The following is a 21,348-nucleotide window of genomic DNA, read 5'->3' on the forward strand; positions in this document are numbered from 1 at the left end:
ACTCCTTAAATTTTTTGGTCAATGATCGCTGTCTGAACAGTGGCCTTTTCCGTATATTTCGAATACGTATTTGCTGCTGGCTGGATGTTGTCTTTAACGGCATCCATCAATGTTTTTTGGTAGCTGAGGGCTTGTTCAGTCAATAAGAGATTTTCTTGCTGTTGTCTTTGGATTTGTTGGATCAATTCACGACATTTGTCTGTCAGATTGCCTTCATAAGATTCGATGACTGGGACAAATCCTTCTTTTTTCTCTACCAACTCGATCAGTTTTTCACCTTGGCCCTTGATCAAATACTCTTTCTCTTTGACCAAAAGTCGCAAAAAACGTTGTAATTGTCGTTCAAATTCACGTTCTGTCATCTAATCCGCCTTCTTTACATCGCTAGCAAGCATTTTAGTGGCAATTGCTTCTGCTGATACTTGATAAGTGCCATCTTTGATGGATTGTTTTAATGCAGCGACACGATCAGCACGGCTCGCTTCGTTACCGCCACTGTTTTTGATCGTTTGCGCTGTTTTTGACAATTGGACGTCAACCTTTTTTTCGGCAGCGGTTTGCTCTGCTTTGGTTGGCTTGATTGTTTCTCGTTGGATGGCTTTGTCGCTATACTCTGCATAACCTCTTGCGATTTTCATGAGAGTTCCTCCATTCTCGGTGCTTCTTCTATTTTATACTATCGGATAAAAAGAAAAAAAGTTAAACCTTTTTGTTTAACTTTTTCTAAGAAGATTCACTTAACTCAAGTTATGAATCCGTTGCTTTTGGGACAAGATATTGGTGATCCGGACACCAAAGTTCTCATTGATGACGACAACTTCTCCTTTAGCGATCAATTTCCCGTTCAACAATATTTCTAACGGTTCATCTGTCAGTTTGTCCAATTCGATGACCGATCCAGCATTGAAAGATAAAATTTCTTTGACTGTTTTTTTGCTGCGTCCCAAAACGACACTTAGATCCAATGGCACGTCTAAAATCAAATCCAGATTATCGCCATCTGTGGTTGGTGTTGCATTTAATGGCTGGAATGCTGGTTGACTGACTTCCACTTGTGGTTGGTTAACCACTGGTTCTGGTTTTGCTTCTACAGCGGGTTGCGGTTTTGCCGGTGTTTCCCGTTCCACAACTGTTGCTTGATCTGCTAACATCGCGGCTACGATATCATTGACGACTGGATCGCTAAAAACTTGCATGATCTCACTCTCGATCGCACCTTCCACACTTAGTGAGAATGAAATACAGTAAATTTCTTCTTCCTTAACTGCCTCGTATTCCAGAGCTTCTGATTCGCTCCATAGTTTGACGATCGGCGGTAAAATATCCACTTTGCGATTGATCATCGTTGCCATCGAGGTAGATGCGGTACCGATCATTTGGTTCATTGCTTCGGCAACAGCACTTAGCTCTAGTTCTGTGAATTGAGTGCTTGTTGTTTCACCTGTGCCCCCCATCATCAAATCTGCAATGATGATTGCATCTTTGACTTCCAAGAGCATCAAATTGCTGCCAACAAGTCCTTCTTTAAACTCAACGATCGTGGCCACTTTCGGTGCCACTAGATCATCTAAAATCGTTTGAAGTTTGACTCTGACAACTCTAGGCGTTGTAATGCTGACACGGCGATTCAAGATCGACGATAAGGTCGTTGCCGCTTGGGACATCGAAATATTCCCGACTTCTCCGATAATATCAACTTTTACTTGTTCATCTACATTTTGCTGAGAGGTATCGTGATTCAACAATGCATCGATCTCTGATTGGCTAAAACTTTCGCTCATTCTTCTTGCTCCTCTTCTAACTTGTCTAATAATTCAATGGCTAGCTGATCTCCCTGCTTGCCAGGTTTCGCGCGATAAAACGGTTTTCCATCAACAAAGGTCTCTAATGGTTCCGTGATCTTTTTATCTAATTTGATAACATCCCCGACTTCTAAATGAATGAAGTCTGACAAACTCATCTGAGCATGTCCTAACAAAGCTTCCAGATTTAACGCGACTCCATTCAAACTTTTTTGCAGCTCGCGGCTATCCTCAGAACTGGCTGGTTGATTGCTGTCGAACCAATTACGAAAACTTAGTTTATCAATGATTCCTTCAAAGAAAACATAAGGAACACATAAGTTGATAAAACTCTTGGTCTCGAAAATTTTCAATGTGAAGGTCACCAACACAACAGGTTCATTTGGTGACATATTTTGCAGCAACTGCGGATTGGTATCCAACCCATCCAACACTGAATCTAACTTGACGATATCTTGCCAGACACTTTCATAGACCCGTACGAATAGTTTGACTACTTCTTCCAGAATGGCTGTTTCAATATCCGTGAAATTCGTCTTGTCTTCTAAATCAATCTCTGATTGTTTGCTTTGATACGCATCCAGTCCTCCACATAATAGTTCCACCATCAACATGCACAGTTGAGGGTTCATCTCGATGAATTGAATCCCATTTAGCGGTTGAGAACGAAAGAGTCCTAACAACGTAAACTTAGGGATTGAATGGATAAATTCATCGTAACTTACTTGTTCGATAGCAGCCAACTGCAAAGTTACGTTGGTACGCAATTGGGTAGACAGCATACTGCTGCTCATTTTAGAAAAGTCTTCAAAGATCATGTGCAGGGTATTGACGTACTCTTTGGATAACTTTGTTGGTCTGCGAAAGTCGTAGGCTTTTACTTTTGTCTGCTTGTCTTCTTCATTCATTACCTCTTTATCGATCTCTCCTGTGCTCATCGCATTCAGTAAGAGATCTATTTCTTGCTGCGTCAATACCTGATCCACACTAATCCCCCATTTTTCTTAAAAAATCAACTGATCAATTTTGATCACACTTGCTACTTTATCTGACAATGATACGACACCAATGGCATGACTGCTGCCTTCTTGATCACTCAATTGCAGATCTGACTCTTGGATTTCCAGCACTTCGATGACTTCTTCGACTAAAACGCCCTTGCGATCATCGCCTTGCTTCATGATCAAAACATTCCGATCCTCTGCAGAACTTGATACTGCGATCAATTTCGAGAGCCGAATCACTGTCAAAACGGTCCCTCGCAAATTAATCAAGCCTTCGACCCATTCAGGCGCTAATGGGACTTTAGTGATTTCTGGTGCATCGATAACTTCCTCAACCGATTCAGCAGAAATCAGATAATGTTGCTGCGCCATTTTAAAAAGAATCATTTGCATCTCAACACATCCTCTGAAGTCTAAGCAAAAGCTTTATCAATAGACGCGATCACTCGATCGGTATCAAATGGTTTCACGATGAAATCCATTGCTCCTGCTCGAATAGCATCCATAACCATACCTTGTTGTCCCATGGCACTACACATGATCACTTTCGCTGATGGATCAGACGAACGAATCATTTTCAATGCTTCTAAGCCATCTACTTCTGGCATTGTAATATCCATTGTTACTAGATCGGGTGCAGTGGCTTGGTATTTCTCATAAGCTTCTTTCCCATTTTGTGCTTCTCCGACTACTTCATAGCCGTTTTTTTCAAGAATATCTTTTAATTTCATGCGCATAAACACCGCATCATCGACGATCAATACTTTTTTTGACATAATTGTTGCTCCCTTCAAATACCTAATGTACCAAATATTTCTTCTAGAACACCCTCTTCTGGAATAAAGAACAGCGAGGCGTCTAGTGTTTCTTGTTCATAAGAAAACTCATTGCGAATGACCAAAACATGATCATCAAACTGATTTAATGCTAGATAAAGGCTACTAATTGCAGCACCAAAGAAATCATAACGAGCCATCGGTAGCGACGCCGCTAATTCAGCAGACAATAGTTGGCTGATCGCATTTAGAAACGAATTAAAAATGATATTCGTCAGCTCACTAATGATCGACTGCTTCATTTCTTCAGTGGCATCTTCCATGACCAGATGGACCAGTCGATCGGCAGCAGCGTCTGAAAGTACAAAGAGAAACACGCCGCTGAATGTACCGCTGATTGAACTGATCACTGCATGGACCTCTTTGTCTTCTTCCATGATCTTTGTATAGAGAGTTTGATAATCCAAGACCGCTACTTCCGGTACACTCATTGAGATCGGTTGAGCGATCAGCTTAGAAATACTTGTGGCAGCATTTCCGCCTCCAATGTTGATCAGTTCTTTTAATCCGTCTAATTGCAAGTCGGTGTATTTCATTGCCGCTCATCCTTTTTTTCTCCACAAATCGCATTGACATCTAAAATCAGTGCAATCGAGCCGTTTCCTAAAATCGTCGCCCCCTGATAGCGATCCAGCTGCTGGAGGAGCGGATCGATCTTTTTGATCACGATTTCTTGCTGACCAACTAACTCGTCTGCCAATAAGCCATAATATTGCTGTTCGCTGTTGACAATGATGGCGAATTTTTTCCCGACTGTGTTTCCCTCGATTCCTAAAAGCTGATCGGTCCGAATAATCGGAATCAAATCTTCCTGGAAACGATAAACTTCTTGTGAAACGGTCTGGATCACTTCTTCTTCTTTGATGATCACTACACGTTCAACTAAATCAAGCGGAATCGCAAAGGTTTCGGTTCCTACACGCACCATTAGTGCTTGAATGATCGATAAGGTCAATGGTAGTTTGATCGTAAAGCGCGTCCCCTTATTTGGCCGACTCCATAATTCAATCGTGCCGCCTAAATTAGCGATCTTCGATTGTACCGCATCCATCCCTACTCCTCGACCCGAGATATTCGTAACTTTTTCTGCTGTCGAAAATCCCGGATGGAAAATCAGTTGCTGGATCTCTTCATCAGATAGGCCTTCCGTGGCTAAGCCTTTTCTTTCCGCACTTGCTTTGATCACTTGTGGGTCTAATCCCTTGCCATCATCTTCTAGCGTGATGATGACCCGATTGCCTTCCTGATATGCAGCTAGCCGAATCGTTCCTTTACGGGATTTTCCTAGTGCTTCCCGTTCTTCTGGACTTTCGATCCCATGATCGACAGAATTACGCAGGAGATGGACCAATGGCTCACTCAGTTCAGAAACAACCGTCTTATCCAACTCTGTTTCTTCTCCAATGATTACCAGATCCATTTCTTTTCCTAGTTCAGTCGATAAATCCCGCACCATTCGGGGAAAGCGACTGAAAACGACATTGACCTGCTGCATACGAATCCGCAATACCAAGTCCTGCAATTCAGATGTCAGATGGGAGACTTGTTCCAGCGGATCTTTGATTGCTTCGATGTTTTCGCGATGGCTGACATCTTCCAGCTGGTTGCGATAGACGACTAATTCCGAAACTAGATCCAAAAAAGAATCGAGTCGCGATAGATCCACCCGGATCGATTGATTAGAAACAGACGCATGATGTGTCATTGTTTCTTTGGTCGCTTTGGTTTTGGCTGTTGGTTCTTTCGTGGTGTCTGTTGTTAGAGTCTCATTCGTTGCTTGAGACGGGTTTGCTTGAAAAGGCTCAACTTGAAACTCTTCGATCTCACTATTACTGGCAATATTCTTTTGGACTTCCGCCAACTCATTCTGAGTAAGATACACTAGCCTAAAATCAGAATCAAAATCGCCTTCTTCCAATTGTTCCGCACTCGGCTCCGTATGCAGGATATCACCAGATTGTTCCAGTTTTTCCATGATCAAAAAGGCTCTAGGCCCCTTGAGCATGGAATCTTTTTCTAAGCGGACCGCAATGCTGAAGGCGTGGTAATCCCCGGCTACTGCTTGTTCGATCACAAAAAGATCCGAAGAATCTAATTGCTCAAATGCCAGCGATAACTGCGCAAGCGGTGTATCGGAGGTAATTGTTTCCGAATGTTGTTGATCGGATTGATTTTGACTTTGCTGTTCTACTTGATCTAATTCCAGCAGCAAATCTGTGATTTGATTCGGCTGCAGTTCTTTTTCTTCCCGCAAGTCTTCTACCAATTCGGATAACCGATCCAAGCATTTAAAAATCAGCGAGATGGAATCACTCGTCACTGACAACGTTGCTGTTTTGAATAGCTCAAAAATATTTTCCATCTTGTGGGTCAACTGTGTCATCACATCGTACCCCATCGTCGCTGCCATCCCTTTCAGTGTATGAGCTGAGCGGAAAATATCATTTAAAAGTGCTGTGTCTTGCGGATTGCTTTCTAATGCCAATACATGGTCGTTCAGCTGTTGCAGATGGTCATCTGTCTCTTCGAAGAAAAGCGTACGGTATACGCTATTATCATCCAAATGAATCCCTCCTTTGCGAAATCATATTTTTTGATAAATAAAGGAATCGATTTTTTTCAACCCGAATTTTTCCGAAAAATTAATCGTTTCTGTTGCTCCAGTAAATAAAATCCCACCTGGTACTAAGGCATCACTAAACTTCTGATACACTTCGTCTCTGGCATCACTTTTGAAGTAAATCGTTACATTGCGGCAGACGATCACGTGACAATTCTTTTCATAGGGATCTTTCAATAGATCATGTTTTTTGAAATGAACTTTCCGCTTGAGTTCTGGTTTGATCTGATAAGTGTTTCTCTCTTTGACCTCAAAATAATTCGCCAGTTCTTCAGTAGGAACATTTCTTAGCTCGTGCTCGCGATACACCCCTTGTTTTGCCTTTGTCAAAATCTGCTGGTCGATATCCGTCGCTAAAACAGTGGGCGCTGCCAAGCGATTTTTCTCTAACAGCATGGCGATCGTATAAGGCTCCGCACCTATCGAGCAAGCCGCACTCCAAATTTTCGGCAATGCAAACTGTGGCACGATCTTGGTCAGCAGCTTTTTTTCAAAGGCATCAAATAACTCTTTGTTACGATAAAATTCGGTAACATTGATCGTGATATGGGCTAGAAAAGCTTCTCTGGCAACCACATCTTTCTCCAAAAGCCGCTGGTATTCCTGCAAATTTTTAGCACCTGAATGTTCCATGATGGTCAAAATCCGTCGTTGCATTTGACTTTCTTTGTAGGCCGCTAGCTGTACCCCCAGCCGATCACTGACCCATTGATTAAAAACAACAAAATCTGTCTCCATGTTCTCACCCGACTATCTGTCCGATTTTTGTTTCAATCTTGCTTAGTGCTAGAACTTCATCGACTGCCTTTTGTTCGATGGCGTATCGCGGCATCCCGAAGACCACACAACTGTCTTTGTCCTGAGCGATGGTATAACCACCTTCTTGTTGGATCGCTTGCATTCCTTTGGCACCATCTTTACCCATTCCAGTCAATAAAACACCGACTAGACCCTTTTGATAAGCGCTGGCTGCTGAAGTGAATAAATAATCAACCGCCGGCCTAGTTCCGTGAAGCTTCTCCCGTTGATTCAGATGGAAACGCCCTTGTCCCACTGTCATATGGTAATCTCCTGGACAAAGATAGACTTGGTTTTCAATCGGCATGCCGTCGGTCACTTCTTTGACTGGTACTGTTGTTTCCGAGTTCAGACGTTGAGCGAAAGATGCCGTGAATCCAGCCGGCATGTGTTGAACGATCATGACTGGGCAATGCAGCCGTTTTGGCAAGCCGCGGATGATTCCCAACAAAGCTCTGGGACCACCGGTGGAAGAGCCAATCACGACTGCTTCAACTGTCCGTGGCAAATGGTGTGACGTTAATTTTATTTGTTCCGCTATACTATGATTTATTTCCTTAGAATGGTTTTGATCAAGCGAATCGATTTTTTTGTAGAAGTCATCGATCCAATCTTGTTGAATCTGAGATAGATTAACAGGCTTTTCAACGAAGTCTGCCGCCCCGAGCTCTAATGACTCAATCGTTGTTTCTTGATTTGTCATTGAACTGAGCATGATTACCGGAACGGTGTACTGTTCTTTGATCATCCGCAATGTCTCTAATCCATCCAATACAGGCATTTCTACATCCATCACTACAAGGTCGAAAGATTCTTTCGCTAGATGATCTAGTGCTTGCTTGCCATTACGAGCAGCAGCAGCTACTTTGATGTGGGGCATCTGTTCCAACAGATCCGTCACCACTTTCCGCATAAAAGCAGAATCATCTACGATCAATACTCTTTTCATTTTTTTCAAACTCCTTTATAGATAGATGATTTCTTGATTTACGATCCGAACCATTGTTGTAAAATCGTCTAAGTCAACGATCATTGTTCTTCCAGTCGTACCACCAACGTGTTTGGCCACAATTGGAATTCCCAACTTGGCCAAAGATTGTTCAACTGCCTCAACATTGCGTTGTCCGATATTACTCGTATTCGTGATTGTTTGGAATTGAAACATATTGGCGCCACCAACGATTTTGGCTTTGAATCGCGGGGCACGTACTTTACGCTGCAATTCTGCAACCATGTTTGGCAATGCCAGATCAGCAAATTTTCCCGGCTTGATCTCCCGCTTGTGGGAAAATGGTTGACTATCTGGCAGCATAATATGGCTCAGTCCGCCAATTTTGCTTTTTTCATCATAAATGATCGTGCCAACGCAGGATCCCAGTCCCACGGTCATTAATTTGTCCGGATACTGGGCAATTTTATACTCTGAGATGCCTACATGAATCTCCTGTTTTGTTTTCAATAGACGGGTCAACTCGTTTCTCCGAACGTGTCCTGCCACTCCTCCGGTTCATAGTCAAATAAAAAGGAGAGCGCCAATAATAGTACGACGGATTCATCGCTTTTCAAAAATTGCTCGATATAACTTTGTTTAAGTCCCGAACGATCAAGCTGAGCTTCATAATCCGTCTCTTCCAGCGTAGAGATCCCCACGATCTCATCGACATACAGCCCAAGATCTTGATCATTCCAATGACATAAGATGACATTGTTCCGTTCAGAAACCGTTGTGGGCTCTTTGAATAGTTTACGGCGAACATCAATGATCGGGATCATTTTTTCTTGAAATTCATAGACACCTAAAACGAAATCAGCCACTTCCGGTAATTGAATAAAAGATTGGGCTTCAATCACTCGTGTCACTTGCTGGACTCGGATTGCAAAGAGCTGGTCATGACTTCTAAATATTACATATTGCTCCATCAGCATCTTTTCCTCTCTCTAGAATTTAAAGCTATCTACTTGGAACTTAAGAATGCTCGCGATCGTTTCGATTTCTTGCGCATTCGATTCAAATTCTTCAATGACCAAATAGAAATCTTCCAAGTTGGCCGTCACTTCTTGGGTGCCGGCAGAGGTTTCTGAAACAGCAGAGGAAATATTGCTGACAGAGACTTGCACCATATCTTTTTTCTCCACGATGCCGGTAATATGTGACTCGACTGTTTGGATACTCATTACTAATTTTTCAACAATATCAGAGATTTCATTGGCTAAATCAATCACCTTATTGATATTGTCTGTTTGTTTTTTCCCGCCCTCATAAGAATTCATCGCTGCTGAAACAACTTTCTCAGATTTTTTGCGGATTGCTTCAATGATCGTCCGAATACTTTTAGTCGATTGACTGCTCTGTTCTGCCAAACTGCGAACTTCTTCTGCCACAATGGCAAATCCGCGACCTGCTTCCCCTGCACGAGCAGCTTCGATCGAAGCATTTAGTGCCAAAAGATTGGTTTGATCAGAAATATCATTAATCAACTGAACGATTTTGCCGATACTTTGAATGTCTTCATTCATATCATTCATACCATCCACCAATTCGGCTTGGTTTTGACGTTCGACTTCCCAACTTTCTGAGACATACATCATCACTTCAGAATTTCGATAATTGCTATCTTGAGATTTTTGCACGTAGCCATTCATGAGGTCGATCTCTTTGTGGATTTCCTCGATGCTTGTTGCTAATTCGTCCATGTCAACAGAGGTCTGTTCTGCTTCAGAGGCTTGAGAACTGGCTGCATTGGCGATAGCGTTCATCGTTTGGCGAACATTTTCGATAGATGTTTTGGCATTTTTGGACGTATTGGTCAAATTTCCAACCATTTCCGTCATGCGGGTGCTTTCTTCATGCATTCCCACGATTACTGCTTTAAATGTATTCAAGACACCTTTAAAACTATTTTTGACCTTTTTAAAGAGGGGATCATTTCCGTCATTCCCCATAGCATCAATGTGCGAGAGGTCTCCTCCACTAACAATTTCCAATTCTGCTAGTAATGTATCCATTCCTGGATCCTTATGTTTCACCACAAAAGAGAGTGCGACAACTCCAATAAATTCCAATAAGAGAACGATTATTGAAAAAATAAAGAACACATGACTCAACTGTTCGTCTCCGTGAGGCCGTAAAACAAAGAAATAGCACCCCAATAAAACGACAAACGTAATAATTAAGGGAAGCAGCGTAGCGAGGCGGATTTTTTTGATAATAGCTTGTAACTTCTTCTTCATGACAGTATCCTTTCCTATGCGATATGATCGTCAATGATTTTTATCAAGATTCGCTCTTCACTTGATAATCGCAGTGTCACTCCTTCTTTATCCGATTATGAAAACAATCTTCTAGTTCCCTAATCGGATAATTAACTGGAAATTTAAGGCTTGTCACCAGACATATGTATCTTTCGGGTCTGCATAACGGGTATAGCCGCCGTTGCGATCGTCCCGTACCAATCGTCCTTCTTTAAGCTCAAAAACACGATTCCGAACAGTATTGACCATGGTGCTGTCATGGGTAGCAAGAAGCACGGTGGCCCCTAACTGGTTGATCTTTATGAATAATTTCATGATTTCTACTGCAGATTTAATATCTAAATTTGCTGTAGGTTCATCTGCGATCAAGACTGCCGGTTCAGTTACGATGGCACGGGCGATCGCGATCTTTTTGCATTGTCCTACCGACAATTCATGGGGATAGCAAGATTGATAAGCCGTCATTCCCACCATTTGCAATGCTTTATCGGTTTTTTCTTTGCGTATTTTCCGTGGCACGCCCAATACCTGTAATGCATATTCAATATTTTTATAAGCCGTCATATGTGCCAACAGCAGGTCTTCCTGCTGGATAATGCCTACTTGTCGCCGAATCATATACAAGTGACGATCTTTCAGCCCTTCTAGCAACACATTGCCAATTTGGATCGACCCTGCTGAAAGCTCTTCTTCTTTCAGCAGTAACTTGAACAGTGTCGATTTGCCAGAGCCGCTCGGTCCTACGACATAAATAAATTCGCCTTGCGAGATCTCAGCGGTAATATTTGCTAATGCTAGCGTGCCATTTTGGAATTGCTTGCTGACTTTGGTTAATCGGATCATTGGTCTCTCCTCTAATTAGTAAAACGATTGACAACAGCTAACATATCATCCGTTGTTTGCATTGCTTTTGTATTAAGGGCGTAAGCTCTTTGTGTCGTCAGCAGTTCTGTCATTGAACCGGCTAAGTCTACATTCGATCCCTCCAAATAATGTTGATTGATTGTTCCAAAAGCGGTTGGGTCTGCTTGAGAACTTGTTAGCTGGGCATTTTGTGTTTGAAATAGCTGACTTCCCACAGGAACCAGATCATTCATATTGGTTGGGTTATAAAGTGTCAATTGCCCTAGTAGAACTGCCTGTCCATTTTGTTGGGTCATTACTCGGCCTGCAGAATCAATTTGGATGTTCTGGGCATTTGGCCATTGATTAGCGGGTACCATAGTAGTCATAGCGACAGGGTAGCCATCGCTGGTGACTAATCCTTTTTCAGCATCTAACTGGAAATTACCAGCTCTTGTCAAAAGCAACTCATTGTTTCCATTGCGGACGCCAAAGAATCCCGTACCTTGGATCGCCACATCTAGCGGCTGACTGCTAGCTGTCAACACACCTTGACCAAAGCTAGTTCCAGTTGTAGCTGAAGAACCAACGTTCCAGCCGTATTGTGCCGCATTACCACTGAAATAGACTTCTTCAGTTGATACTGCATTGTTGATTAGTTCTTTGAAATGAGTCGTTTGCGTTTGATAACCATTGGTATTGACATTGGCAATATTGTTAGCAACATTGTCCAAATTTTTTTGTAAACTGTTCATTCCTGAACGACTGATCCCTAATAAACCGTTCATATTCATTCTGCTATCCTCAAATCTTTCCTAATTCGTTCACTGCTTTTTGGAGTGTTTCATTGGTGGAGTTCAATACTTTTTGGTTTGCTTCAAATTCTCTTGATGTCTGGATCATTGCCACCATCTCGTCTGCAACGACCACGTTGGCTTGTTCCAGATACCCTTGCTGCACCGTCGGCCGTGCAGCGATCGTTCCTGCATTGTCGCTGGTATAGTAAGTTTCCCCATTGGCCATCAACTGGTCTGGTTCAAACAAGCGGACTTGGAATTGCGGATTATCTGATGCGGTCACTGGCTGATTGCCATCGCCTAAAACAACGTATCCTTCTTGGGTCACGTATTGATTCTGCTGATTAAGGGTAAAGTCCCCTTTTCGCGTGTATAATGTTTCACCTGCAGGTGTTCGGACAGTAAAGTAGCCGTCAGAAAGCAGTGCGAAATCTGTTGCTTGATCCGTTTGTTTTATCGCTCCAGCTGCCTGTTCCAAACTGATGCCGGCTAATTGATTCCCAAATGCCAGTCCACCAATATCATGACGAGTGTTTGCTTGAGCACCGCCTTGATAATTATGTAATGCTACTTCATCTAATGTCGATTGAAATAGTTTTTTTGCTTGATACCCAGTGGTTTTGACATTGGCGATGTTCCCACTAGTTGTTTCTTGCCGTTTCTGTAAGACATTAATGTTGCGGGAAAGAATATCTAATCCTCGAATCATGCTAGTTCCTCCTTGATCAATAATCGTAATTTAGCTACCATTTTGCCGTGGATCTGAGAAACCCTTGGAATTGAGATTTCTAAAATTTCTGCGATCTCTTTGAGTGTCAATTCTTCGGTGTAATACAAACTCAAAATCAACTGCTCTCTTTCCCCAAGCTTTTTGATACAGGTAGTCAATGCTTGCAGACGTTCTGTTTCTAATAACGCTTCTTCCACATCTACCGCTTCTTTATCGCTGATAGAATCTTTGATCGTCATGCCTTCATCTTGAGCAGAAAACAATGTATCCTCTAATGACACACTAGCTAAATAATGTAGACTTTCATAAATATCTGCCAACTGTCCGCGGCTAATTCCCATCTGTTTAGCAATTTCTGTATCAGTCGCTTCTCGCTTCAATGTTTGCTCTAACTCTTGTCGCGCTTGATAAAATTGGTTAACTGCCGCCATTTTATAACGTGAGATTTTTGCATGCTTGCGTACTTCGTCAATGATCGCTCCTTTGATACGAAGGACCGCATAACTTTCAAAAGGCACTTTTTTCGTCGGATCAAATTTATTTAACGCATCCATCAATCCGATGACCCCAATGTTGAATAGATCTCCTTGTTCGTAATCTGTCGTTTTGATTGACATTCGCTGAACCACGCGTTCGACTAGAGGAAGATATTTAATGATTTCTGCTTCTCTATCCACTTCGTACATCGGTTATTCTCCTTTCACTTCGCACTCTTTGCTCATATCTCAATACTGCCTACCGTCTCAATAGCGATTTCGTTAGGTATCTCATTCAATGACAAGATTGCCAAATCCGGAAAATTGAATGTGATCATTTTCTTGAACGGAAGACGAATCTTTGGTGAAGCTAGAATTACGAAGGAAACATTCTGAGCGATCGCTGCATGTTGGATCGTATTGATTGAATCCAAAATTTTCGTCACTGTCTCTGGCTTTAAGACTGGGTAAGATCCGGTTGCTGTCTTCTGAATACTTTGAGCAATCATTTCTTCTAATTTTGGATGAATGACAGCGACCTTCAGCTCATGCTGCTCCCCAATATATTTCGCCACGATCGTTCGTTTCAGTGCTTGACGAACATATTCTGTCAAGACTTCTATATCTTTTGTTACAACGCCGTAATCGGCTAATGTTTCTAATATTGTTGCCAGATCATTGATTGGGATCTGTTCATCTAGAAGATTTTGTAATACTTTTTGTACTTCACCCAACCTTAGGATCTCAGGAATCAATTCATCAATGACTACGTTGTACTGTTCTTTGATTCCTTCCAGCAATTTCTTCACTTCTTGTCGGCCTAGTAATTCTGGCGCATGGCTGTAAATGATTTCTTTGAGATGCGTGGCAATCACCGTTAATGGTTCAATGATCGTAAAGCCTTGCAATTCAGCCAATTCCTTGTCTTTCTCATCGATCCACATCGCATCTAAATGAAAGGCTGGTTCTTTGGTTGCGATTCCTTCAAATGGGAAAGGTTCTTCATTAGGACTGATGACCATGACTTTATTCGGATAAATATCGTCCCGTCCCACTTCATTCCCTCGAATTTTGATCACATAATCATTTGACTCAAGGTAGAGATTGTCTCGGATACGTACCGGACTGACTAAGATCCCTAACTCTCGGGCGCTTTGTTTACGAATCGCAACGATACGATTCATCAGACTATTATCGATGGAACTGTCGACGATTGGGATTAGTCCATAGCCGATTTCAACTGCAATCGGTTCTACTTGGAAGGAAGCAACAGAATCGTCTTCTTCTTGGGCTTCTTTTTTACGTTCCAAAGCGAGTTTCTGTTCCAATTTCTTTTGTTCTGTCCGTTGTTTTTCTTCTTGCTGTGTAATCATGAAACTAGCGGCAAACAAACCGCCGCCGATCAGGATAAAAGGAATCGGTGGAAATCCTGGCACGATCGCCAAAACAAAAAGAATCATACCGACGATTCGGAAGAGTTGCGGATTTCTTGTGATATCGGCTGCAATATCTAAACCAAAGGAGCTGTCATTGTCTGAACGAGTGACCATCACACCAGATGCGATGGAGATCAGCAGGGAGGGGATCGAACTAACCAAACCGTCTCCGATAGCTAATTTACCAAACTGGGAGAAAGCTTCCATGACTGTCATTTGCCCCCCCATGGAAAAGATGATCGCGCCGCCGACCAAGTTGATGACCGTGATCATGATCCCGGCAATCGCATCTCCTTTAACGAACTTGCTGGCACCATCCATCGAGCCAAAAAAGTCCGCTTCCCGCTGCAAGTCTTTTCGACGTTTCCGGGCATCGGCTTCCGTGATTAATCCGGCATTTAGATCCGAATCAATGGCCATTTGCTTTCCTGGCATCGCATCTAGTGTGAAACGAGCAGTAACCTCTGAAACTCGTCCCGCACCATTAGTCACGACAGCTAGTTGTACCACCATGATGATGACAAACAAAATGATTCCGACAATGTAATTACTTCCAGCTACGACATTCGCGAAGGCATCAATGACATGGCCCCCATTCCCTTGTGTCAGAATCAAGCGGGTAGAAGACAGGTTCAATCCTAGCCGGAACATCGTCGTAATCAAAAGAAGTGTTGGAAAGGTGGTGAACTCCAAAACTGTTTTGGTAAACAGAGTGATCAGCAGAATGTTGATAGCAATCGTTAGATTGACAATGATTAAAAAGTCCAAAATAGTTGCTGGTAAAGGAATAATGATCAATCCAATAATCCCGATCACTAAAAAAGAAACCAGGACATCCGCATAACCGATTTTTTTCTTAGATTTTGCTACTGCCTCATTCATGCTGTTGCCTCCGTTTTAAATCTTTCCGCGTTCGTTTTCTTCCAATTGATAAACCAGTGCAATGATCTCAGCAATCGCTTCGTACATCTCTACTGGTATCAAATCTCCCGGCTCTACTTGTCTATAAAGAGCTCGAGCAATTTCCCGATTTTCGATCATCGGAATGTTTTCTTTTGCTGCTTCTGCTTTCATTCGCTGCGCCAACTGGTCAGCACCTTTTGCTAAAACCCTCGGCACTCCTTCATTCTCCGCATCGTAGCGAATCGCAATGGCAAAGTGCGTCGGGTTAGTGATAACGACAGTCGCTTCCTTGACGTGAGCAATGGCGTTGCGTGTCATCTCCCGGTATTTTGCTTTCCGCTGAGATTTGACTTGCGGATCACCTTCCATTTGCTTGTATTCATCTTTGATTTCTTGCTTGCTCATCTTCAAGTTCTTGCGATGACTGTAGCGTTGATACACATAGTCTCCTACCGCTAAAACAATCAAAAAAAGTGAGATTTGAAAAAATAGATCCTTTGCCCGTTCAATCAGAAAATAGACTGTTTTTTCTAAACCGACCTCACTGACACCCAGTAATGTTGGGACAGCCGCCAAAAATTTCTGGTAACAAAGATAAACAATAATGCCAAATTTTGCTAACGTTTTAGCGAGATTGGCAAGCGCTCGAGTGCTGAACTGTTGCTTTAATCCAGCCAGCGGATTCAGCTTCTTGAAATTTGGTTTGATTGCTTTAGCAGAAAATAAGATTCCCACTTGAGCATAGTTAGTAATTAAACCAACCGCATAAGCAATCACAAAGACAGGTGCGCAAAGCAAAAAAAATAGCAAAATACTTTGAAGTCCTAAACGAGGTAAATCCGCAACGCTGGCTTCAAACAAATACAGATGCTCCAACGCTCGAGTGAGATAAGGTAAAAAGCGCTGCGCAAAAAAGTGCCAAAGGGGCAACAACATAAAAGAAAAGACCATCAGAGAGACCGCAGCCGCTAACTCTTGCGTTTTAGGAACTTCTCCGCGTTTACGGGCATCCCGTAAACGCTTGGCCGTGGGTTGTTCTGTTTTGCCGTCTTTTTCCGACACGTTTTTCACCTCTCTATGATTTCAGTGATGTCATGAACTCTTGTAAATACTTGATTGTATCTGGAAGCTGCTTACTCAAAAAAGTAATGGCATTTGGCAGTAGCAGCAAAAAGATCATAAAACTGATTGCTGTTTTTAAGGAGAGACTCATCATTAAGATATTGATTTGCGGAATCGACCGCGAAATTACCCCTAATACCAGATCTACCATCAGTAGTGCTATGAGCATCGGCGCGGCTAAATTGAGTGCCATTTCCATCATCTGTCCAAATAGTTTCACGACACCTTCGATGGTGGCACCACTGATCTGAACTGTTCCTAAGGGAACAATCGTAAAAGATAAAAGCAGCGCTGAAATCAAGCGATGATGCAAATTCAAGGTGAAAAAGGTTCCTACGGCTAACCAATAATACGTTTTTCCATATTGGGAGACGTTCATTTGGAACGTCGGGTCATAGGCCTGAGCCATTGAAAACCCCACTTGAAAGTCGATCATTTGACCAGCGATTTGCACGCCAGTAAAAACCAACTGACTCAAATAACCCATCGCCATTCCCAGTAAAATCTCTTTGAAAGCCAAAATCGCAAACATAAACGTTGTCGCCTCTGGCAATGGTTCGACCGCAGGTAAACAAAGGAAGGTGAAGGCAACGCCTAGAACCACTTTCGCAAGCGAAGGAAAATTTTGTTGTGAAAATATGGGACACAAGATGACAAATGCCATCATGCGGCAAAAAATCAGGATACTTGCTTGGATCAGTGCCATGCTTTGCCTCCTTACAATGCCGCGATCATCTTAAAGATGGTTTTAGTGAAATTAAGCAAAAGATTCAGCATAAAATTGCCGGCAAGAATCAATGTTAAGAAAATAGCGATCAGTTTGGGCACAAAACTTAACGTCTGCTCTTGAATCTGGGTAGTGGCTTGAAAAATACTGATCACTAACCCCACAAGCATCCCGATAAGTAACGCCGGTCCAGAAATCAACAAGATCCGAATGAATGCTTCTCGCAATATGTCGAGTACCGTTGCAACAGACATTGGTTTTCTGCTCCTTTCCTGTGAATTATTGGAAACTCTTGATCAGTGATTCCACCACTAAATACCAACCGTCAACTAAGACGAACAGTAGGATCTTAAATGGCAGTGAGATCATGATCGGGGACAACATCATCATCCCCATCGACATCAAAATACTCGAAACAACTAAATCAATGATCAAGAAAGGAATAAAGATCAAAAATCCAATACTGAAGGCCGTCCGCAATTCACTAATGATAAATGCCGGGACCATTACGGTTAGCGGCACTTCATCTGAAGTTTCATATTTTTCTTTTGCCCCAGAAGCTTCGGCGAAAAGCTGAATATCTTTTTCTCGTGTTTGGAGCATCATAAATTCTTTGATTCGACGTTCTGAGCGATCAAAAACTTCGGCTTGCGTGATTTCTTGCCGGTCAAAAGGTTCAATGGCTTGCTGATAAATATCCGTATAGACAGGCTTCATGATAAAGAAAGTAAGAAACAGAGCAAGGCCGATCAATACTTGGTTGGGCGGATTCTGCTGGGTTCCTAATGAACTTCGTACAAAAGAAAGCACCATAATGATGCGGGTGAACGAGGTCATCATGATCAGTAAAACAGGAATCAAAGATAGCAAAGTCACTAGCAAAAAAGTATTGATCGTATCGTTTGATCCACTGCCGTTAGAGAGCAAATCACTAATCGTGGTACTCATATCCCCAATGTCTAAGGCAAACGCAGTTTGAGGCATCCATAAATTGCTTAAAAGGATCGCTGCTACTAGCGTCCATTTTCGTTTTGCGCTCATTTTTGCTTGCCTCGTTTCGTTTCTAATTGGCTCTTTGCTTTCTTTACCCATTCAGAGAAATCTGTCACTCGTAATGATTCTGACGTTTCCCCAGTTCTGGACATCAAGATAGCTGCCTCTTCGGCACTAAGTTCTTTTAAAATCTGGTTCTGCTGTTCCGAAAAACTCATCACATAATATTTGTCCAGAATCTGAATGATCCCAATGGAGGAGGATTTGCTGACGGCGACTTTTTGTAGAATCCGCAGCTGATTATTCTGTTGGTTCGTGTAGCGATTCAAATACTTCAAACTGACATTGATCAGATACAAAATGATTAACAAAAAAGCGATCATTTTAATCAATGAAAAAAATGTTTCCATCAACGTTCCTCTTTCTATTGGATCACTAAATCAGTGACATATACTTCATTGACGATTGCTGATCCATACTCATGATTAATTGCTTCCTTCAAATTTTTTTTCAAATTCGGAACACTTTCTGCCGAACTTAAAATGTCACTGGCTTTCTTTTGGCGCAACAAGTTAACGATGCTATCCCGAATAACAGCAACATTCTTCGTCACTTCTTCGCTTTTTTCTTCATTATCAACGAGAATCGAAAGGTTGACCTTCATGTATTGCTGTTCCTGCCCTTCTTCTTTCTCAAGATTTACAAGAAATTCCTCTAAAGCAACAATCGATTCATCAGAAGCAATGCCTTTTGCTTTCGTTTTCGGCGCAACGGTTTTGTCTTCTACTAGGAAGTGATTGGTTACCAATGTCCCCCCAATCGTCCCGCCGATCACGATAACCAACAGAATCGGGATCAGTAAAAACAAATTGATTCCTTTCTCTTTGCTTTTTTCTTTCCCTTGTTCTTTTTCTTCCTTTTCTTTCACTTTAGCCATCTTAACCCACCCTTAGTTATTTATTTGTTTCGAATTGATCAAGAGTTTATAGTCAATGACACGCTGTGCCGTTTCTGCCGCGGACTCAGTTACAACCAGTGTCTTGCCATCGATTAATGTAATCAACGTATCGGGCATTTCTTCGACCCGATAGATCAGTTCCGGATTTAGATAAAACTCTCTGCCATTCAGTGCCGTCAATAAAATCATCCGGTACCTCCTATTTTTTATGAGGGATTCTGTTAACGTTTCAAGTTCAACAATTCTTGCAGCATTTCATCAGAAGTGGTGATACTTCTTGAGTTTGCTTGATACGCTCTGCTGGCAATGATCATTTCTGTAAATTCCGTCGATAGATCGACATTCGACATTTCTAATGCGCCTGCTTGTAGACGACCTGAGCCATTTTGACCTGCACCCGCAACAATTGGGGCACCCGAGTTGTTCGATTGCATGTAGTTATTTCCGCCGACTTTTTCCAATCCTTCAGGGTTATTGAAAGTTGCAATAGAGACTTTCCCCATGACGAATGATTTGTCGCCGTATTTTGCAACGACTAGTCCATTGGCATCGATGGCCATTGAATTATAAGTAAGTTCTTTGCCATCAACAGTGATTGTTGCAGGAATTTCTAACGGTCCAATCTCTGTTTCGCCGCTAAGTCCTGCACCCTCTTCATATTTGTCATCGTAAACGAGTGGCGGATTTGTACTGCCAGTACGTCCTAATACTTGCATTCCATCACTGTTAGTCAGCGTGCCGTTGCTGTCTCGTACGAAAGATCCATCACGTGTGTAATAAGTTTCGCCATTTTCGCCAGAACCTTTGACCATGAAATACCCTTGCCCACTGATATAAAAGTCCATTGCCCGCCCAGTAGATTGAGGTGCTCCGACTGTATTGATCATGTCGATCGAACCAGCTTGTACGCCTAAACCGACTTGTGTACCGTTGACACCACCTGAACCATTTCCTGGTGCGGTTGCATTTGATGTTGTCTGGCTCATCATGTCTTGGAAAAGTACCCGACTTGATTTGAAACCAATCGTATTGACGTTGGCAATATTATTTGATACCACGTCCATTTTTGTTTGAAGATTTTTCATTCCACTAACACCTGAATATAATGATCGTAACATTTGTTTTCCTCCTTCAATTTGACGTATTTTCCTCTGTCATTCAGAAAATACTACAGCCCCTTTTCAGTCCAGCTGTTATTTAATAAATGTTGCACTATCGATATTGGTGACTGTGTTCAATTCGTTCATTCCCATTGCTGTAATGATCGTACGGCTGTGAACATCTGCAATCAGCCCCATATCTTTGTATACTAATAATGATTCTTTACTACCTTTAGCTGCTAATTCACTCATTGCAGTTGAAAGCGAATCATAATCGGTCTCTTGAAGTGTTAATTCTCGATCCGTCAGCCGCTTTTGTGCATGATGGGAAACTTTGATACTTCTTTGCTTGTCTTGCAGCATCTCCGAAAAATCGGTATTTCTTGCTTGATAGGGTGCGGTTCTAGGCGTTTTTTCAGAGGTGGCAGCTTGTAATGGTAAATTGCGGCCTATTTGATTCATACTGACTCACCTTTCGATTCGCTCTCTGATTCACTTTCTGATCCATCCGAAGTTTTAGGATCGCCGCCGATTTCTTCAATTGCACTCATGTTGTATTCTTTACCATTGACAACGATCGTGGCATACCCATTTGAAAAGCGAACTTTCTCAATGACTCCTGTAACTTTTTCTTTTCCATCTAATACCGTGACCTCTTTGTTGATCAGACCAAAAGCCTGTTGTTGCTGCTGAAGGATCACTGACGTCATTACCGTCTCACTTAATTCATTCAATTGTTCCAATGTAGTAAACTGGACCAATTGAGAAATGTAATCCGTTCCGCCTCCTGAAGAGTCACCGCTAAAAGAAGGATTACTCATAGTAGCTGCTAAAATCTTAAGGAAATCATCCATTGAAATATCGGAAGCTCGGTGGGTTTGAGCTAAAGAAGTTGCATTTGCTATCCCCGCAGCCGATTGTGTAATTTCATTAGGCATATTTCTTCTCCTT

The 21,348-nt window shown here is 42.2% G+C and carries 28 protein-coding genes; all 28 read right to left on the bottom strand.

Annotated elements, in window-relative coordinates:
* Positions 1–5: 5 nt before the first annotated feature.
* On the bottom strand, positions 6–362 hold the full coding sequence (locus EG2_RS04240; RefSeq protein ID WP_060813662.1) for a hypothetical protein: 357 nt from the start codon (positions 360–362) through the stop codon (positions 6–8).
* The gene (flgM, locus tag EG2_RS04245) at positions 363–638 is read right to left on the bottom strand and encodes a flagellar biosynthesis anti-sigma factor FlgM (RefSeq protein ID WP_060813663.1); all 276 of its coding nucleotides are present in this window, start codon (positions 636–638) and stop codon (positions 363–365) included.
* 99 nt (positions 639–737) lie between these two features.
* The gene (fliY, locus tag EG2_RS04250; protein ID WP_060813664.1) at positions 738–1,781 is read right to left on the bottom strand and encodes a flagellar motor switch phosphatase FliY; all 1,044 of its coding nucleotides are present in this window, start codon (positions 1,779–1,781) and stop codon (positions 738–740) included.
* A complete protein-coding gene (gene fliM, locus EG2_RS04255; RefSeq protein WP_060813665.1) occupies positions 1,778–2,788 on the bottom strand; it encodes a flagellar motor switch protein FliM in 1,011 nt (336 codons plus the stop codon). Before fliM ends, fliY begins: the two co-directional genes overlap by 4 nt.
* An 18-nt stretch (positions 2,789–2,806) precedes the next feature.
* Positions 2,807–3,199 carry a chemotaxis protein CheW gene (locus EG2_RS04260; protein WP_060813666.1) on the bottom strand — a complete coding sequence of 131 codons (393 nt, stop codon included), beginning with the start codon at positions 3,197–3,199 and terminating at the stop codon, positions 2,807–2,809.
* Positions 3,200–3,219: 20 nt separating this feature from the next.
* Positions 3,220–3,582, bottom strand: coding sequence for a response regulator (locus EG2_RS04265; protein WP_060813667.1), 363 nt, complete (start codon positions 3,580–3,582; stop codon positions 3,220–3,222).
* A gap of 14 nt (positions 3,583–3,596) precedes the next feature.
* Positions 3,597–4,178 carry a chemotaxis protein CheC gene (locus EG2_RS04270; RefSeq protein WP_060813668.1) on the bottom strand — a complete coding sequence of 194 codons (582 nt, stop codon included), beginning with the start codon at positions 4,176–4,178 and terminating at the stop codon, positions 3,597–3,599.
* Positions 4,175–6,205: a chemotaxis protein CheA gene (locus EG2_RS04275; protein WP_060813669.1), complete on the bottom strand. Its 2,031-nt coding sequence runs from the start codon at positions 6,203–6,205 to the stop codon at positions 4,175–4,177. The genes EG2_RS04270 and EG2_RS04275 overlap by 4 nt, the downstream gene beginning before the upstream one ends.
* Before the next feature lie 21 nt (positions 6,206–6,226).
* Positions 6,227–7,000, bottom strand: a complete 774-nt coding sequence (locus tag EG2_RS04280; RefSeq protein ID WP_060813670.1) for a CheR family methyltransferase — start codon at positions 6,998–7,000, stop codon at positions 6,227–6,229.
* Positions 7,001–7,004: 4 nt separating this feature from the next.
* Positions 7,005–8,009: a chemotaxis-specific protein-glutamate methyltransferase CheB gene (gene cheB / locus EG2_RS04285; protein WP_060813671.1), complete on the bottom strand. Its 1,005-nt coding sequence runs from the start codon at positions 8,007–8,009 to the stop codon at positions 7,005–7,007.
* 15 nt (positions 8,010–8,024) lie between these two features.
* Positions 8,025–8,558, bottom strand: coding sequence for a chemotaxis protein CheD (locus EG2_RS04290; protein WP_156248252.1), 534 nt, complete (start codon positions 8,556–8,558; stop codon positions 8,025–8,027).
* Positions 8,528–8,980, bottom strand: coding sequence for a chemotaxis protein CheW (locus tag EG2_RS04295; protein WP_060813673.1), 453 nt, complete (start codon positions 8,978–8,980; stop codon positions 8,528–8,530). Before EG2_RS04295 ends, EG2_RS04290 begins: the two co-directional genes overlap by 31 nt.
* Before the next feature lie 18 nt (positions 8,981–8,998).
* On the bottom strand, positions 8,999–10,291 hold the full coding sequence (locus EG2_RS04300; RefSeq protein WP_060813674.1) for a methyl-accepting chemotaxis protein: 1,293 nt from the start codon (positions 10,289–10,291) through the stop codon (positions 8,999–9,001).
* Positions 10,292–10,444: 153 nt separating this feature from the next.
* Positions 10,445–11,155 carry a cell division ATP-binding protein FtsE gene (locus EG2_RS04305; protein WP_060813675.1) on the bottom strand — a complete coding sequence of 237 codons (711 nt, stop codon included), beginning with the start codon at positions 11,153–11,155 and terminating at the stop codon, positions 10,445–10,447.
* An 11-nt stretch (positions 11,156–11,166) separates the two neighbouring features.
* Entirely contained in the window at positions 11,167–11,949 is a 783-nt protein-coding gene (locus EG2_RS04310; RefSeq protein WP_060813676.1) for a flagellar hook-basal body protein, read from the bottom strand.
* Between the two features lie 10 nt (positions 11,950–11,959).
* Positions 11,960–12,661 (bottom strand): flagellar hook-basal body protein, encoded by a 702-nt coding sequence (locus EG2_RS04315; protein ID WP_060813677.1) that lies wholly within the window; start codon positions 12,659–12,661, stop codon positions 11,960–11,962.
* Entirely contained in the window at positions 12,658–13,368 is a 711-nt protein-coding gene (locus tag EG2_RS04320; RefSeq protein ID WP_060813678.1) for a sigma-70 family RNA polymerase sigma factor, read from the bottom strand. The genes EG2_RS04315 and EG2_RS04320 overlap by 4 nt, the downstream gene beginning before the upstream one ends.
* Before the next feature lie 32 nt (positions 13,369–13,400).
* Positions 13,401–15,476 carry a flagellar biosynthesis protein FlhA gene (gene flhA, locus EG2_RS04325; RefSeq protein WP_060813679.1) on the bottom strand — a complete coding sequence of 692 codons (2,076 nt, stop codon included), beginning with the start codon at positions 15,474–15,476 and terminating at the stop codon, positions 13,401–13,403.
* A gap of 15 nt (positions 15,477–15,491) precedes the next feature.
* Entirely contained in the window at positions 15,492–16,559 is a 1,068-nt protein-coding gene (gene flhB / locus EG2_RS04330; protein ID WP_060813680.1) for a flagellar biosynthesis protein FlhB, read from the bottom strand.
* Positions 16,560–16,572: 13 nt separating this feature from the next.
* Positions 16,573–17,325, bottom strand: coding sequence for a flagellar biosynthetic protein FliR (fliR, locus tag EG2_RS04335; protein ID WP_060813681.1), 753 nt, complete (start codon positions 17,323–17,325; stop codon positions 16,573–16,575).
* Between the two features lie 11 nt (positions 17,326–17,336).
* Positions 17,337–17,600: a flagellar biosynthesis protein FliQ gene (gene fliQ, locus EG2_RS04340; RefSeq protein ID WP_060813682.1), complete on the bottom strand. Its 264-nt coding sequence runs from the start codon at positions 17,598–17,600 to the stop codon at positions 17,337–17,339.
* Between the two features lie 25 nt (positions 17,601–17,625).
* Complete coding sequence (gene fliP / locus EG2_RS04345) at positions 17,626–18,387, bottom strand: flagellar type III secretion system pore protein FliP (RefSeq protein WP_060813683.1); 762 nt, start codon at positions 18,385–18,387, stop codon at positions 17,626–17,628.
* On the bottom strand, positions 18,384–18,749 hold the full coding sequence (locus EG2_RS04350; RefSeq protein ID WP_060813684.1) for a flagellar biosynthetic protein FliO: 366 nt from the start codon (positions 18,747–18,749) through the stop codon (positions 18,384–18,386). Before EG2_RS04350 ends, fliP begins: the two co-directional genes overlap by 4 nt.
* Positions 18,750–18,763: 14 nt before the next feature.
* On the bottom strand, positions 18,764–19,276 hold the full coding sequence (locus EG2_RS04355) for a flagellar basal body-associated FliL family protein (protein WP_060813685.1): 513 nt from the start codon (positions 19,274–19,276) through the stop codon (positions 18,764–18,766).
* 12 nt (positions 19,277–19,288) lie between these two features.
* Positions 19,289–19,486 (bottom strand): flagellar FlbD family protein, encoded by a 198-nt coding sequence (locus EG2_RS04360; RefSeq protein WP_060813686.1) that lies wholly within the window; start codon positions 19,484–19,486, stop codon positions 19,289–19,291.
* A 32-nt stretch (positions 19,487–19,518) separates the two neighbouring features.
* Positions 19,519–20,415 (bottom strand): flagellar hook-basal body complex protein, encoded by an 897-nt coding sequence (locus EG2_RS04365; RefSeq protein ID WP_060813687.1) that lies wholly within the window; start codon positions 20,413–20,415, stop codon positions 19,519–19,521.
* 75 nt (positions 20,416–20,490) lie between these two features.
* Entirely contained in the window at positions 20,491–20,859 is a 369-nt protein-coding gene (locus EG2_RS04370; RefSeq protein WP_071870112.1) for a flagellar protein, read from the bottom strand.
* Complete coding sequence (locus EG2_RS04375) at positions 20,856–21,335, bottom strand: flagellar hook capping FlgD N-terminal domain-containing protein (RefSeq protein WP_060813688.1); 480 nt, start codon at positions 21,333–21,335, stop codon at positions 20,856–20,858. Before EG2_RS04375 ends, EG2_RS04370 begins: the two co-directional genes overlap by 4 nt.
* Positions 21,336–21,348 lie beyond the last annotated feature (13 nt).

Source organism: Enterococcus gallinarum NBRC 100675, assembly GCF_001544275.1.
GTDB lineage: Bacteria > Bacillota > Bacilli > Lactobacillales > Enterococcaceae > Enterococcus_D > Enterococcus_D gallinarum.